At 60.5% G+C, this 14,842-nt stretch carries 11 protein-coding genes; 9 read left to right on the top strand and 2 right to left on the bottom strand.

Features of this window, described 5'->3' with window-relative positions:
* The first annotated feature begins 36 nt into the window (after positions 1-36).
* The 5 genes from HQ945_RS02820 (at position 37) to HQ945_RS02800 (ending at position 4,622) form a co-directional block, all read left to right on the top strand.
* Positions 37-465 carry a hypothetical protein gene (locus HQ945_RS02820; protein ID WP_113282013.1) on the top strand — a complete coding sequence of 143 codons (429 nt, stop codon included), beginning with the start codon at positions 37-39 and terminating at the stop codon, positions 463-465.
* A gap of 80 nt (positions 466-545) precedes the next feature.
* Positions 546-1,727, top strand: a complete 1,182-nt coding sequence (gene ccmI / locus HQ945_RS02815; RefSeq protein ID WP_113282012.1) for a c-type cytochrome biogenesis protein CcmI — start codon at positions 546-548, stop codon at positions 1,725-1,727.
* Positions 1,727-2,173 carry a cytochrome c maturation protein CcmE gene (gene ccmE / locus HQ945_RS02810; protein ID WP_027229939.1) on the top strand — a complete coding sequence of 149 codons (447 nt, stop codon included), beginning with the start codon at positions 1,727-1,729 and terminating at the stop codon, positions 2,171-2,173. Before ccmI ends, ccmE begins: the two co-directional genes overlap by 1 nt.
* Complete coding sequence (locus HQ945_RS02805; protein ID WP_113282011.1) at positions 2,170-4,152, top strand: heme lyase CcmF/NrfE family subunit; 1,983 nt, start codon at positions 2,170-2,172, stop codon at positions 4,150-4,152. The genes ccmE and HQ945_RS02805 overlap by 4 nt, the downstream gene beginning before the upstream one ends.
* Positions 4,149-4,622: a cytochrome c-type biogenesis protein gene (locus HQ945_RS02800; RefSeq protein ID WP_091919246.1), complete on the top strand. Its 474-nt coding sequence runs from the start codon at positions 4,149-4,151 to the stop codon at positions 4,620-4,622. Before HQ945_RS02805 ends, HQ945_RS02800 begins: the two co-directional genes overlap by 4 nt.
* Positions 4,623-4,628: 6 nt before the next feature.
* Here HQ945_RS02800 and HQ945_RS02795 read toward each other — a convergent pair whose 3' ends face one another.
* Entirely contained in the window at positions 4,629-5,519 is an 891-nt protein-coding gene (locus HQ945_RS02795) for an MBL fold metallo-hydrolase (protein WP_113282010.1), read from the bottom strand.
* 185 nt (positions 5,520-5,704) lie between these two features.
* Here HQ945_RS02795 and HQ945_RS02790 point away from each other — a divergent pair, with 185 nt between their 5' ends.
* From HQ945_RS02790 to HQ945_RS02775, 4 genes are all read left to right on the top strand, one after another.
* On the top strand, positions 5,705-7,240 hold the full coding sequence (locus HQ945_RS02790; RefSeq protein WP_027229935.1) for a Do family serine endopeptidase: 1,536 nt from the start codon (positions 5,705-5,707) through the stop codon (positions 7,238-7,240).
* A 152-nt stretch (positions 7,241-7,392) separates the two neighbouring features.
* Complete coding sequence (locus tag HQ945_RS02785; RefSeq protein WP_027229934.1) at positions 7,393-8,079, top strand: response regulator transcription factor; 687 nt, start codon at positions 7,393-7,395, stop codon at positions 8,077-8,079.
* Positions 8,076-9,476 carry a sensor histidine kinase gene (locus HQ945_RS02780; RefSeq protein ID WP_113282009.1) on the top strand — a complete coding sequence of 467 codons (1,401 nt, stop codon included), beginning with the start codon at positions 8,076-8,078 and terminating at the stop codon, positions 9,474-9,476. Before HQ945_RS02785 ends, HQ945_RS02780 begins: the two co-directional genes overlap by 4 nt.
* The gene (locus HQ945_RS02775; RefSeq protein ID WP_174207632.1) at positions 9,473-12,436 is read left to right on the top strand and encodes a bifunctional [glutamine synthetase] adenylyltransferase/[glutamine synthetase]-adenylyl-L-tyrosine phosphorylase; all 2,964 of its coding nucleotides are present in this window, start codon (positions 9,473-9,475) and stop codon (positions 12,434-12,436) included. The genes HQ945_RS02780 and HQ945_RS02775 overlap by 4 nt, the downstream gene beginning before the upstream one ends.
* Here the strand turns inward: HQ945_RS02775 and HQ945_RS02770 are convergent, their stop codons facing one another.
* On the bottom strand, positions 12,437-14,758 hold the full coding sequence (locus HQ945_RS02770; RefSeq protein WP_174207631.1) for a PAS domain-containing sensor histidine kinase: 2,322 nt from the start codon (positions 14,756-14,758) through the stop codon (positions 12,437-12,439). It lies immediately after the preceding gene.
* Positions 14,759-14,842: the final 84 nt, after the last annotated feature.

Here is a 14,842-nt window from a genome sequence, read left to right as displayed (position 1 = left end):
GCCCATGTATTTGATGTATTTGTAGACGGACAGATGATGAAACTTGAGATTGCCATTTCCTTCCTAGCGGTCGCACTCCTCGCCGGCTGCTCGACGACCTCAGCATCGAAAAGTGGCGGCGGAACGATCAGCGGCCTCACGGGAGGCGCAAAGGCGCCGGCCTCCGGCGTGATTGCCGCTCTCGGCAATGGGCTGGTCGGCAATGCGTCGCTCGATGCCTCCGATCGCAAGCGCGCCCTGCAAGCCGAATACCAGGCATTGGAGTATTCTCCCGCCGGCAAGACCGTCGAGTGGAAGAACAGCACTGGCACTCGCTCCGGGGAGGTCGTTGCCGCGCAGCCCTATCAGGTGGGATCGCAAAATTGCCGCCAGTACACGCATACCGTGAGGATAGACGGCACGCCGCAATCAGCGCGCGGGACGGCTTGCCGAAATGAAGACGGCACCTGGACACCGCTTACATAGCAGCAATCTGATCACATTTTAGTTTTGCGGCGAAATGCCCTATCTGCGAAATCCCTTGGATTTTAGGCGGATGGGAGTCTATGTCTCAACCCATGGTTTTCTGGATATCCGCTGCAATTTTGACCGTGGGCGCGACGTTGCTCGTGCTTCTGCCCTTGACGCGCCGCGTCAAGCCATCGGCATCGGACAGTCAATACGATGTCGAAGTCTACAGGGATCAGCTGCTTGAACTTGACGCGGACGAACAGCGCGGGCTCATCGACCATGTAAGCAGCGAACAGGCGCGGGCCGAGATCGGCCGCCGCCTGCTGAAATCTGCAAAGGCCGTCGAAGTCGACAGGACAAGCATTCGTCCGCAGAAAAGTGCGTTGCGCGAATGGCTCACGCTCGCAACCGTAATTGCCATTCCATTGATTTCCTGGGGCATTTATACGAAGACGGGCTCGCCTGATCTTCCGGCACAGCCGCTGGCCGAGCGTCTGTCGCGCCCGCCGGATCAAAGCACGCCCGCCGAGCTAATAGCGCGCGCCGAGGCTCACCTCACGCTCAATCCGGACGATGGGCAGGGCTGGGAGGTGCTGGCGCCAATCTATCTTCGCATTGGCCGGCCTGCCGATGCGATAACCGCGTTCCAGAACGCAATCCGCCTCAATGGCGACACCGCGACGCGGCAACTGGGCCTCGGGCAGGCGATGACGGCTGCCGCCGACGGCAAGGTCACGCCTGAGGCGGAGGCGGTCTTTAAGCACGCGCTTGAACTCGATCCAAAGGACATGCGTCCGCAATTCTTCATCATTGACGGGTGGATGCAGCAGGGTCGCCTCACGGAAGCCCGCGATCTGATCAGGAAGCTTTTGGTCGAAGCACCCGCGGACGTTCCATGGCGCGATCAGGCGCAGGCCGCGTTGACCAGGTTGGACCAGGAAATCTCAGGTGATGCGCCGGATGTCAGCAATGTCGAAAAGACGGGCCCCGATGCCTCGCAGGTCGAAGCGGCAGCCGGCATGAGCAGCCAGGATCGTGCCGAGATGATCGAAACGATGGTCGCCGGGCTTGCCGAAAAATTGAAACAATCGCCTGATGATGTGGAGGGCTGGGAACGGCTGGTTCGCTCCTACGTGGTTCTCAACCGCCCAAACGATGCGATTGAAGCGCTTGGGCGTGCAAAGTTGGTTCTGAGTGCCGACAAGGTCGCTCAGCTTGATGCGGTTGCCAAGGACCTCGGGCTTGAAGACGAGCCCGGGACGCCGGAGAAAAATTGATGACGCGCAAACAGAAACGGCTTTCGGTGATCGGCGGCGGGCTGCTCGTTCTCGGCGTCGCGGCAGCGCTCGTGCTGTTTGCGCTTCAGCAGAAGATCGCCTTCTTTCGCATGCCGTCGGATATTCAGGCAACCGATATGCAGTCGGAGTCGCGCTTCCGGCTGGGCGGGCTCGTCGAAAAGGGTACCGTCGTGCGCGGTGAGGGCGCGAAAGTAAGTTTCGCCGTTACCGATCACATCAAAAGCGTGCCTGTGACGTTTGAGGGCATTTTGCCGGACCTCTTCCGAGAGGACCAGGGGGTGGTGATCGAGGGCAGGTTCACGCCGGGCGGTGCATTCGTTGCCGATAGCGTCCTCGCCAAGCATGATGAGAACTACATGCCCAAGGAGGTTGCAGACAGTCTGAAAGCCAAGGGTGTCTGGCAAGGGGAGGCAAAGCAGCAATGACAGTGGAACTTGGACATTTCGCGCTGGTACTCGCCCTTGCCTTGTCAATAGTGCAGGCGGTCCTGCCTGTTCTGGGCGCGCGCCGCAACGACGAGCGGATGATGGCGGTCGCAGTTCCCGCGGCCTTCACGGTCTTCGCCCTGATCGCGCTCTCCTTCGTTGCGTTGACGACAGCCTATGTCCTTTCCGATTTCTCGGTGCAGAACGTCTTTGAGAATTCCCATTCGCAAAAGCCGCTGCTCTACAAATTCACCGGCGTATGGGGCAACCACGAAGGCTCCATGTTGCTTTGGGTGCTGATCCTCAGCTTCTTCAGCGCGCTCGTCGCTTTCTTTGGCAATAATTTGCCGCCGGCGCTCAAAGCTAATGTTCTGGGTGTGCAGGCCTGGATCGGCAGTGCCTTCCTTCTGTTCATCGTGGCGACGTCCAATCCCTTCACCCGCATCAATCCCGCGCCCATCGAAGGCCAGGATCTCAATCCGATCCTGCAGGATATCGGCCTCGCCATCCACCCGCCCATGCTTTATCTCGGCTATGTCGGGTTCTCGGTCTGCTTTTCCTTCGCCGTCGCGGCCCTGATCGATGGCCGGATCGACGCCGCCTGGGCGCGCTGGGTGCGCCCATGGGCTTTGACCGCCTGGCTGTTCCTGACCGGCGGCATCGCCATGGGCTCCTACTGGGCCTATTACGAACTTGGCTGGGGCGGCTGGTGGTTCTGGGATCCGGTCGAGAACGCTTCGTTCATGCCGTGGCTCGCGGGAACGGCGCTGCTGCACTCGGCGCTCGTCATGGAGAAGCGCTCGGCGCTGAAAATCTGGACGATACTGCTCGCGATCCTCACTTTCTCGTTGTCATTGCTGGGCACATTCCTTGTTCGCTCCGGCGTGCTGACGTCGGTTCATACCTTTGCGACCGATCCGGGACGCGGCCTGTTCATCCTCGCGATCCTTGTGCTCTTCATCGGCGGATCGCTGGCGCTCTTCGCCTGGAGGGCGCAGACGCTGGAACCCGGCGGCCTGTTCCAACCGATCTCCCGCGAAGGAGCGCTCGTCTTCAACAACCTCTTCCTGACAACGGCAGCGGCAACTGTTCTGATCGGCACCCTTTACCCGCTGCTGCTCGAATCGCTGACCGGCGAGAAGATTTCGGTGGGCGCGCCCTTTTTCAATCTCACCTTCGGCCCGCTGATGCTACCGTTGCTGGCCGCGGTGCCGTTCGGACCGCTCCTTGCCTGGAAGCGCGGAGATATTCTCGCCGTAGCGCAACGATTGATGGCCGCGTTCTTTATCGCGCTCATTGCCGTTGGTCTCGTGCTCTACCAGACGTCGGCGTCCGGCGTTCTCGCGGCGTTTGGTATCGGTCTTGCAGTGTGGCTGATGCTTGGCGCGATCACCGATCTCGTTCTCAAGACCGGTTTCGGCAAGACCTCTGCAAGCACTGCCTTCCAGCGCCTCGTCGGTCTGCCGCGTTCGGTTTTCGGCACGACGCTCGCGCATTTCGCACTCGGCGTCACTCTGCTCGGCATTGTGGCGGTGTCGACTTTTGCAACGGAAAGCGTTCTCGTGATGAAGCCCGGCGATACCATCGCCGCGGGCGGTTATACGTTGCGTTTTGACCGGACCGAGTCCGTGAAATCGTCCAACTACACCGAAGATCAGGGTCACTTTACGGTCCTTAACAGTTCGGGTACCGAAGTGACGGTTCTCCTTTCGTCAAAGCGTTTCTTCCCCGTCCGCAAGATGCAGACAACGGAGGCGGGCATCAAGACGTTCTGGTTCAGCCAGCTCTATGTTTCGCTCGGCGATGCGGCCAAGGATGGCGGCGTCGTTGTGAGGGTGTGGTGGAAACCGTTGGTCACTCTGATCTGGCTCGGCGGCGTTGCGATGATGGGCGGGGGCTGTCTCTCGCTGTTCGACCGGCGTCTTCGCATTGGTGCGCCGGCGAAAGCCAAGCTATCGAAGGCGCGAGCGACGGCATGAAGCGCCTGCTTGTTCTAATTATCCTCGGCCTCTCTTTGTGCCTGGCTGGCGCGGCGCAGGCGGTGTCGCCTGACGAAATGTTGAGCAATCCGGCCCTGGAGAAACGTGCCCGTACCATCTCGGCAGAATTGCGCTGCATGGTTTGCCAGAACGAGTCGATCGACGATTCGAACGCCGATCTTGCCAAGGACTTGCGGTTGTTGGTGCGCGAGCGGCTGGTCGCCGGCGATACTGACCAGCAGGTGCTCGACTTTCTTGTCGCGCGCTATGGCGAGTTTGTGCTCCTGAAACCGCGGCTGCAGTTCTCGACGCTCCTGCTTTGGGGCTTCCCGATCGCTGCGCTTGTTGCCGGAGGATTCGCCATTCTTATTTCGATACGGCGGCGTCGCGCTAATCCTGCGCAGATCACACCGCTTACGGATGGCGAAAAACGCGAGTTGAAAAAGATCTTCGCCGCTCCGAAGGAATAAGGCGGACTATTCTTCCGCTTCTCCCGAGAGAACTGCCTTGATGTTCTCGCGGTGCACGACCTCGTAGGGAGCGAAATAATGGATCGCTCCCGACCGAAAATCCTCTTCTGCAAATGCTTGAAGGTCGTCGCTCGCGAGATCCCTGTTTTGGCGTACCGTGATCAGCTTCTCGACATAGTTTCTTGTTGCATCGATAAGGCTCGCCCCATAACCGCCCGCGACAATGATATCCTCCGCGCCATGATTGGGCAGGATCTTCGAGAAATCCCAGGTCGCCATGCGGGCGAGATCGGCAAGATGCTCTTTCAGCCTGGTGGGTTCAGCGACATAGGTTATCGGATCCTCGAGCGCATCGCCGGCAAACAATAGTTCCATTGCCGGCAGCAGCAGCATCGTGCCATCGCGGCTGTGAATATCGACGACGCGTAAATCGACCTCGAACGCACCGATCTTCAAGCTCAATTCATCCTCGAAAATGCGGTTGGGCATGACCAGCGGGCGGATTGGCGGATCCCTGTTTTCCAGATTGTCGCGATGATTGCGCAACGCCTTTTCCGTCAGGCTATTGGCGATGATCTCGCAATCGGCGAAAACTTCGTTGCCGGCAACGTGATCCACATGCCAGTGGCTCAGCACGACCGTAATCCTGCGTGCTCCGGCATCTTCGAGGGTCTTGCGAATTATTCGGGCGTGGGGAAGAGAAATGCTCGTGTCATAGACAAGCGCCTCATCTCCAGACAGCAGTGCATAGGAACATACGCCAAGCGAATAAGCGCCGTCATCCAGCCAGTTGGGACGTTCGGAATAGGCGCGCACCCCGTCAATCCGTCCATCATAGAAGGCATAAACGCCTTCGTAAGGCTTATGGATACGCAGCGTTGAGCCAAGCGGCGGCATGGGTGTCTCCAGGTAACAGAAGGTGGAAGCGCCTGCGGTTTGTAGCCAGCTTTCCACATGTCGTCCAACGTCAATCTTACAAATTTGTCATGTTGCGGAAATAGCGGGGTAACGTTCCTATCTGTATCACTACTGCTATAAAGCGATCGTCCTCCTAACGATCGGACTTTCAAGGAGATACATTCATGCCGAATATTCGCAAGTCCTCACACTTCCGCAAGGGCATCGCTGCCGCAATGTTGTCCTCGGCGCTCGTCGGGGGCTTTCTGGCAACGGGTCCGCTCGCCGCTATCGTTCCGGCTCAGGCCGAGGCCGTGCGTGTCGATGCTCCCCAGCAGCCCGGCTTTGCCGACGTTGTCGAGAAGGTCAGCCCCGCGGTTGTCAGCGTCCGCGTCAAGAGCGCCGTTCACCAGACCGCTGACGATGGTTCGGGGGGCATGCCGGGCCTTGATCAGCTGCCGGACGACCATCCGTTGAAGCGCTTCTTCTACGATTTCGGTGGCCAAGGCGGCCAGCGCATGGAGCCGCGCAAGGGTGGCCCGCGCGATCACAACCGTCCGGACCGCATCCGTCCGACTGCCCAGGGTTCCGGTTTCTTCATCTCTGAAGACGGCTATCTCGTCACGAACAACCACGTCGTTGAAGACGGCAGCGCCTATTCGGTCGTGCTGAATGACGGCACCGAACTCGACGCCAAGCTGATCGGCAAGGACAAGCGTACCGATCTCGCCGTCCTCAAGGTCGATGACAAGCGCAAGTTCACCTATGTCTCGTTCGGCGACGACAACAAGATCCGCGTCGGCCAGTGGGTCGTTGCTGTCGGCAATCCGTTCGGCCTCGGCGGTACCGTTACGGCGGGCATCGTCTCTGCTCGCGGCCGTGATATCGGCGCAGGCCCTTATGACGACTTCCTGCAGATCGATGCTGCCGTCAACCGCGGCAACTCCGGTGGCCCTGCCTTCAATCTCAACGGTGAAGTCGTCGGCATCAACACCGCTATCTTCTCCCCGTCGGGCGGCAGCGTCGGCATTGCCTTCGCCATCCCCTCGACGACAGCAAAGAACGTTGTCGATCAGCTCATCAAGACCGGATCGGTTTCGCGTGGCTGGATTGGCGTACAGATTCAGCCGGTCAACAAGGAGATCGCTGAATCCCTTGGCCTTGCCGAAGAGAAGGGCGCTCTCGTTGCCGAACCGCAGGCTGATGGCCCCGCCGCAAAGGCTGGCGTATCGGCAGGCGACGTGATCACGGCCGTGAACGGCGAGACCGTCTCCGACCCACGTGATCTTGCCAAGAAGATCGCTGCGATCAATCCGGGCAAGGATGTCGAGCTGACTGTATGGCGCAAGGGTGAAGCAAAGTCCCTGAACGTTGCGATCAAGGCGATGCCGGGCGACGATCAGCTGGCCTCGAAGAACACGCAGCCGGACCAGGAGACTGCAAAGCCTTCGGCTCTTGATGACTACGGCCTGACCGTCATGCCTTCCGACGACGGCAAGGGTGTCGTGGTTACCGACGTCGACCGCCAGGGCGACGCAGCCGACAAGGGCATCACCACGGGTGACATCATCGTTTCGGTCAACAACCTGCCCGTAAAGAGCGGCGCGGACATCGAGACGGCGATCACCTCTGCAACGAAGGCCGGCCGCAAGGCGGTCCTCCTGCAGGTCCAGACCAACGATCAGTCGCGCTTCGTGGCGCTGCCGATCAATCAGGGTTGATCCTGATCTAAAGGTTGCGGCGGCGCTTCACATCCCCCACCCCGCAAGCGCCAACGCAAACAAGGGCGGCAGATCTCCTTCGATTAATCTGCCGCCCACTTCTTTTGGGGCACCACTTAACGCATTCACCAAAACCGGCTTAGAATTGCGCCATGAAGATTCTCGTCATTGAAGATGACCGCGAAGCGGCCCGATATCTGGAAAAGGCCTTTGCCGAGGCCGGCCACACGGCCGATGTCGCCGGCGATGGCGAAACCGGTTACGCGCTGGCGGAGCAGGGCAGCTATGATGCGCTCGTCGTCGACCGGATGCTGCCGCGTCGCGATGGCCTTTCGGTCGTGGCGGCGCTTCGGGCGCGGGGCAATGACACGCCGGCCCTGATCCTCTCCGCCCTTGGCCAGGTCGATGATCGCGTTACCGGTCTTCGCGCTGGCGGCGACGATTATCTTACCAAGCCCTATGCTTTCTCCGAACTTCTCGCACGGATCGAGGTGCTTCAGCGCCGCTCTAGCCCAAAAGAGGCCGAGACCGTCTACCGGGTTGGCGATCTCGAACTCGACCGTCTTTCCCATACGGCCAAACGTGCGGGCCAGGTCATCATCCTGCAGCCGCGAGAATTTCGCCTGCTTGAGTATCTGATGCGCCATGCCGGGCAGGTCGTCACCCGTACCATGCTGCTTGAACATGTATGGGACTACCATTTCGATCCGCAGACCAATGTAATCGATGTCCATGTGTCGCGCCTTCGCGGCAAGATCGAGAAGGATTTCGGTACGCCGCTGCTGCACACGGTGCGCGGTGCCGGCTACATGCTCAAGGCAGCCGAGACCGGTGCATGAGCCGTTTCTCCGCCATGATGAAGATGACGGCCGTCCGGCTGTCGGCACTTTACCTGCTGCTCTTTACCGTTTGCGCGCTGGGCCTCGTATTCTACATGACCAGCCTTTCTGTGCGTCTTCTGACCACGCAAACTGAGACCGCCGTCAACGAAGAGATCGAAAGCATCGGTCAATCCTATGAGCGCGGCGGCATTGCCGGGCTTGTCCGCTCGATCGATCGGCGTGGCCGCCAGCCGGGCGCCTATCTCTATCTGGTGACTGACCCCGCCGGGCGGATCGTTGCCGGAAACGTCCAAAGCATTGAAATCGGCGTCCTCCAGACTGAAGGCTGGATCGAACGTCCCATCACCTATGAGCGTTACGGCGAGGGCAACGAGGCAAAGACCCACACCGCCATTGCCCGCGTCATCGTCATGCCAAACGGGATTCGCGTGATGGTCGGGCGTGACCTCGGGGAGCCCGAGCAGGTTCGCCTCGTCGTGCGCCGGGCGCTCATGGCCGCTCTCGGTACCATGGGCATTGGCGCGTTCCTGATCTGGTTTTTCGTCGGCCGCCGCGCGCTGCAGCGCATCGACAAGGTTTCCGTCGCATCGCAGCGGATCATGGGCGGCGATCTCGCCGGGCGCCTGCCGGTCAGCGGGTCCGGTGACGAGTTCGACCGCTTGTCCGAGAATCTCAACGGCATGCTCGCGCGCATTCAGGAACTCAATGAAGGCGTTCGGCATGTCTCCGACAACATCGCCCACGATTTGAAGACGCCCCTGACGCGCATGCACAATCGCGCAGAATCTGCCCTCGCCAGCGCAAGGACGACGAAACAATGGCGCGCTGCCATGGAAGGCATGATCAGCGATTCCGATCAGCTTATCCGCACCTTCAATGCGATACTGATGATCTCGCGCCTGGAATCCGGCTATTCAACGGAAGCGCTCGAACAAATCCCGCTCTCGGTGATCGCCGAGGACGTGTTCGAGCTTTATGAGCCTTCCGCCGAGGAAGCCGGTGTCCAGCTCTTGCTCGGACCCGTTGATGCAACGCCTGTCAGGGCCAACCGCGAACTTGTCGCGCAGACCGTGTCCAATCTTGTCGACAACGCGATCAAATATGCCAGCGGCATCGACCGTCCCGTGGAGGTTTCGCTTTCCGTCGTGAGAGCGGATGACAAGGTGAAAGTCATCGTTGCGGACAATGGAACAGGCATTCCCGCCGATCAGATGGAGCGCGCGACAGAACGCTTTGTGCGACTCGAGGAAAGCCGTTCGCAACCCGGTTCCGGTCTTGGTCTCAGCCTTGCCAAGGCGGTCATGAAATTGCACGGTGGTTCCCTGGAACTAGCAGACAACGCGCCGGGGTTACGGGCGGTCCTGACATTTCCGGCGGGAGAGGAAAGCGGATGAGCGGAATATCCAAGGCGGCGAATGCTGATGCGCCATTCTTTTCGCAGGTATTGCGGGAACTGGCGCCCTTGGATAAGAAGAATGCTGCGGCTCTCTTGCGCGAGTTTCTTGCCCATGCCGCGGAAAAAGGCTGCGGCTTCAGCAGCGCGCTGAACGACAACAAGCCCGCTGCCGGTTTTCTGTCTGCCGTTCTTGATCTTTCGCCCTATCTGCGCGGTACGCTCCTGCAGCGTCCGCAATTGCTCGATCCACTGTTCGAGCGTTCGCTCCCCCAGCGGCTTGAAGCGCTGTTGCATGAGATCTCGGCCGGCAGCGATGCGGAAGACCTCACCGAAGCCGATCTGATGACGGCACTGCGGCAGCACAAGCTCGAAGGGCATCTGCTTATCGCACTCGGCGATCTGTCAGGTGTTTTTTCGGCCGATGATGCCACGTTCTGGCTTTCGCGCCTGGCCGAAGAGAGTGTTGGAGCGGCCGCGCGCTTCCTCCTTCGCGACGCCCATGCCGCCGGCAAATTGAAGCTCCCCGATCTGAAGCATCCGGAGGTTGATTCGGGCTGGATCATCCTCGCCATGGGGAAATTCGGCGCGTTCGAACTGAACTATTCCTCCGATATCGATCTCATCGTCTTCATCGACGAGCACAGCCCGGCCATTCCCGACCCCTATGACTGCGTTGAAACGTTCTCGCGACTGACGCGCCGGCTGGTGCGCATCCTTCAGGACCGTACGGCGGACGGTTACGTTTTTCGCACCGACTTGCGGCTGCGTCCCGACCCGGGTTCGACGCCGCTGGCAATTCCCGTCGGCGCCGCCCTCAATTACTACGAGGGTCGGGGTCAGAACTGGGAACGCGCTGCAATGATCAAGGCGCGGCCCGTCGCCGGCGATATCGCCGCTGGCAAGCGGGTGATTGCGGAACTTGCACCCTATGTCTGGCGAAAATATCTCGATTATGCCGCGATTGCCGATGTGCATTCGATCAAGCGGCAGATCCACGCGCATAAGGGCCACGGTGAAATTGCCGTGCGTGGCCACAATGTGAAGCTCGGCCGCGGTGGTATTCGCGAGATCGAATTCTTCGTCCAGACGCAGCAACTCATTGCCGGCGGCCGTTTTCCCAAGCTCAGGGGCTCGCGCACCGTCGATATGCTTGCGGCACTGGAGGACCTCGGCTGGATCGGCGAGGAAGCGCGCGACACGCTTACGCGAGAGTACTGGTTCCTGCGCGATGTCGAGCACCGCATCCAGATGATTGCCGACGAGCAGACGCATATGCTGCCGGAAGACGACGAGGAGTTCCTGCGCGTTGCGCATCTGATGGGCTATCGCGATGGCGAAAGCTTTGCGGCGGATTTCCGCGCGGCGCTCACGACCGTCGAGACACACTATGCCGCGCTGTTCGAACAGGCGCAGGAACTTACCGGCGAGGCCGGAAACCTCGTGTTCACCGGCGATGTCGATGATCCGGACACATTGAAGACGCTCGCCAATTTTGGCTTCGAACGCCCGAGCGATATTTGCCGCGTCATCCGTACCTGGCACTTTGGCCGCTACCGTGCCACGCAGTCGGCGGAATCGCGCGAGCGCCTCACCGAATTGACGCCGGTCCTGCTGAAGGCCTTCGGCGCGACGAGCCGTGCCGATGAAGCGCTGATGCGGTTTGACGAAATGATCAAGGGATTGCCGGCGGGAATACAGCTCTTCAGCCTGCTGCAGTCAAATCCGCGCCTCCTCGACCTTCTGGTGTTGATCATGGGCGCGGCGCCAAGACTTGCCGGAATCATCACCCGCAAGCCGCATATTTTCGACGGCATGCTCGACCCGGCGATCTTCGCCGATGTTCCAACGCGCAGCTATCTTGCGGAGCGGCTGGAGAATTTTCTCGGGCCCTCCAAGGTTTACGAGGATATTCTCGACCGGCTGCGCATCTTCGCCGCCGAGCACCGTTTTCTCATCGGCATCCGCCTGCTCACCGGCGCGATCGACGGCGCGCGCGCTGGCAAGGCCTTTTCGGACCTTGCCGATCTCGTCATCGACCGCGCCCTGCAGGCGGTGATCGACGAATTCGCCGTAAGACACGGTTCGATCAAAGGTGGACGCATCGCCATTCTTGGCATGGGTAAGCTCGGCAGCCGCGAATTGACCGCCGGCTCCGATGTCGATCTCATCCTGCTCTACGATCATGACGAGGATGCGGACGAGTCAGATGGCGAAAAAGGCCTGGCGCCGTCGCAATACTACATGCGCCTGACGCAACGCCTCATAGCGGCTCTTTCGGCGCCGACGGCGGAAGGCGTTCTCTATGAAGTCGATTTCCGGCTGCGGCCGTCCGGAAACAAGGGCCCGGTCGCCACGCACATCGACGCCTTCCGCAAATACCAGCGCAATGATGCCTGGACGTGGGAGCATATGGCCCTGACCCGGGCGCGCACGGTAGCCGGCGATGCCTCTTTCTTCCCCGAAATTCAGGAAGACGTGGCCGGCATCCTTGCGATGCCACGCGACGCGTCGAAGATCGCCAAGGATGCCGCCGAAATGCGGGCTCTGATTGAAGCGGAGAAACCCCCGAGCGACGCCTGGGACCTGAAACTTGTCGCCGGCGGCATCATCGATCTCGAATTCATCGCCCAGTTTGCGGTGCTCACCGGCAATGTCGAAGGGCCCGTCGTGGCCCTTTCCACGGCAGAAGTGCTGCGCAAGCTGAAGCCCGAGTTCGTCGATCCCGCAACAGCGGACCGTCTTGTCGAGGCCGCGAACCTCTATACCGGCGTTACCCAGATCATCCGCCTGTGCCTCGATGGCGATGTCAAGCGCGAGGATTTCCCGCCAGGGCTTGGCGATCTTCTCTGCAAGGCCTCCGACCTTCCCGATCTTGATCGCGTGGAGGCGCAACTTCAGGAGACAGCCATGTCGGTACGCAAGACGTTTGACTCATTGCTGCAGAAAGCAAAGAAGTAGCTAGGCGACTTCCAGCGCCCGCGTCGGGATGCGCACTGAGACAATGGTGCCGACCCCCTCGGTTGAACGGATCTTCAGCGCGCCGCCGTGAAGCTCCGTGAGCGAGCGGGAAATGGCGAGCCCAAGTCCGGAGCCCGCATGCGACTTGGTGAACTGGTTTTCCACCTGCTCGAAGGGCTGGCCGATTTTCTTCAGCGCCGATTTCGGGATGCCGCAGCCGGTATCCTCGACTGTGAAGACCAGCGCGCCCGAGACCTTGCGCGCCCGCACCGCGATGCGCCCGCCCGTATCGGTGAATTTCACGGCATTGGAGAGAAGGTTGAGCAGCACCTGCTTGATCGCGCGGCGGTCGGCGTCGATCGTGACGCTGTCGGCAATGCGCGTATCGACCTTGATGTCCTTCTCCTGCGCCTGCAGCGAGATGACCCGGACGGTTTCGTGGATGAGCGGGCAGAGATCGATTTCCTCGCGATCGAGCGAGAAATGTCCCGCTTCGATCTTCGACATGTCGAGGATGTCGTTGATGACGTTAAGCAGATAATTGCCGCTGGTGTGGATGTCGTGCACATATTCGACATAGCGGTCGGAGCCGAGTTCGCCGAAGGTTCCCGAATGCATGATCTCGGAAAAGCCGATAATGGCGTTGAGCGGCGTGCGCAGTTCGTGTGACATGTTGGCGAGGAACTCGGACTTGGCGCGGTTTGCCGCCTCCGCACGTTCCTTTTCGACCACGTATTTGCTGTTGAGCTCCGTAAGCTCGAGCGTACGCTCGACTTCGGATTTGCGGGCGAGGCTGAGGTCGTGAATGGTCGCCATCAGGCGGCGCTCGCTGTCGACCAGCCGTTCCTCGTGCACCTTCAATTGAGTGATGTCTGTGCCGACTGAGACAAGCCCGCCATCCTGCGTCCGACGCTCGTTGACCTGCAGCCAGCGTCCGTCGGCAAGCTGCCTTTCGAAGGTCAGCGCGCCGTTGCGACCATTCTCATTGGCCATGCGCTTTTCGAAGGCGACGGCGCGGATGCGCGGCTCCAGCTCGTCACGGCCGATGCCGGGCAGGAGACACTCGTTCGCAAGTCCGGAATACTCGTTGAACTTGCCGTTCGACATGACGAGCCGGTTTTCGGCGTCCCAGAGAACGAAGGTCTCGGAGATGCTTTCGATCGCTTCACGGATGCGCTGGTCGGCCTGCGCGGTCGCCTGGGCAAAGCGATGCTGCTCGCTCACATCCACGGCGACACCAACGAGATGCAGGTCGCCTTCGCCCGCGACCTGGGCGCGGACCCGCATCCATACCCAATGGCCCTCGGCATGACGCATGCGGAAGACGCGATCCATCTGGTTGATTTCGCCTGCCGCGACCTGCGAGGCGACATTATAGAGCTTGTCGTCGTCGGGATGAATGATCGACGAAATGTCGCCGAGCGAGAGGATCGCATCATGCGCCTCATAGCCCAGCATTTCATACATGGAACGTGACCAGTAGACCCGCCCGCGCGCCATGTCCCAGTCCCACAAACCGCAACGCCCACGGGCGAGGGCGGTATCGACCCGTGCCTGCGTGTGCTGGTATAGCTCGTCTGCATCCTGGGCCCGGGCCGACTGGCTGAAATAGGCGTAGAGCACGATCAGCATGATCGTCGCTGTTCCTGCGAACATCGTCACATTGACCGAGACGGTGCGCCGCCACTCGGCAAAGACGTCCTCGACCGGCTGCATGGCGAAGACAGAATGCGCCGCATTGGCTGTGCGGCTATAGGCGGCAAAGGCTGGCGTTCCCTCGACCTTGACGGGCATGGTGCCGGCACGCTCGCCAAACAAGAACAGCGGCTGCCCCTCGGTGACGAAGGTTTCGAGATTGCGTTCGCGCCAGCGCTCGCCGCCTTCGGACGAGGCGATAATGCGCGCATCCGCGTCGGCAATTGCAAACCACATGCCCTGAGGGATGAGGTCGCTGGCGCGGGTCTCGGCGATGATGTTCTGAAGATCGCCGCGGCCGAGTTTCTGGCCGCCGTTCATCCGATTGTCGATGATGCTCGCCATATGGATGGCAGCCATTGAAAGGGTAGCGCGGGCCGTCCGTTCGGCATCGTCGCGCCAGGCGAGCAGTGACATCAAGCGGATGACGGCGAGCACGATGAGAAAGACGACGATGAGCGGCGGAATGGCGCGGCGCAGGTAGGGTTCGGTGGCGAGAAGCTTGCCATAGGCGGGGTCGGCAAGAAGCTTTACGTGTCCGGAGAGCCGGTTGCGCCCCCGCGCAGTCGTCCGGTCCTTGGCGTAAATCTTCCCCGTCGGCGCGCGATACGCGTCCGCATTTGCCATTGAATGGCCCCCTCGAATTGTCGTTGTGTCCCGTGATTTGCTCCGGCACGCCGCACATCCGAAGCAGCTACAGTGAATCAAAAC

Origin of the sequence: Phyllobacterium pellucidum (assembly GCF_013327855.1) — a bacterium.
Taxonomy (GTDB): Bacteria; Pseudomonadota; Alphaproteobacteria; order Rhizobiales; family Rhizobiaceae; genus Phyllobacterium; species Phyllobacterium pellucidum.
This window is presented reverse-complemented; position numbering and strand designations above follow the sequence as displayed.

Bases quoted from the DNA above. Each gene is read 5' to 3' on its own strand.
- HQ945_RS02820 (WP_113282013.1), top strand. From the start codon at position 37: ATGAAACTTGAGATTGCCATTTCCTTCCTAGCGGTCGCACTCCTCGCC.
- ccmI (WP_113282012.1), top strand. From the start codon at position 546: ATGTCTCAACCCATGGTTTTCTGGATATCCGCTGCAATTTTGACCGTG.
- ccmE (WP_027229939.1), top strand. From the start codon at position 1,727: ATGACGCGCAAACAGAAACGGCTTTCGGTGATCGGCGGCGGGCTGCTC.
- HQ945_RS02805 (WP_113282011.1), top strand. From the start codon at position 2,170: ATGACAGTGGAACTTGGACATTTCGCGCTGGTACTCGCCCTTGCCTTG.
- HQ945_RS02800 (WP_091919246.1), top strand. From the start codon at position 4,149: ATGAAGCGCCTGCTTGTTCTAATTATCCTCGGCCTCTCTTTGTGCCTG.
- HQ945_RS02795 (WP_113282010.1), bottom strand. From the start codon at position 5,519: ATGCCGCCGCTTGGCTCAACGCTGCGTATCCATAAGCCTTACGAAGGC.
- HQ945_RS02790 (WP_027229935.1), top strand. From the start codon at position 5,705: ATGCCGAATATTCGCAAGTCCTCACACTTCCGCAAGGGCATCGCTGCC.
- HQ945_RS02785 (WP_027229934.1), top strand. From the start codon at position 7,393: ATGAAGATTCTCGTCATTGAAGATGACCGCGAAGCGGCCCGATATCTG.
- HQ945_RS02780 (WP_113282009.1), top strand. From the start codon at position 8,076: ATGAGCCGTTTCTCCGCCATGATGAAGATGACGGCCGTCCGGCTGTCG.
- HQ945_RS02775 (WP_174207632.1), top strand. From the start codon at position 9,473: ATGAGCGGAATATCCAAGGCGGCGAATGCTGATGCGCCATTCTTTTCG.
- HQ945_RS02770 (WP_174207631.1), bottom strand. From the start codon at position 14,758: ATGGCAAATGCGGACGCGTATCGCGCGCCGACGGGGAAGATTTACGCC.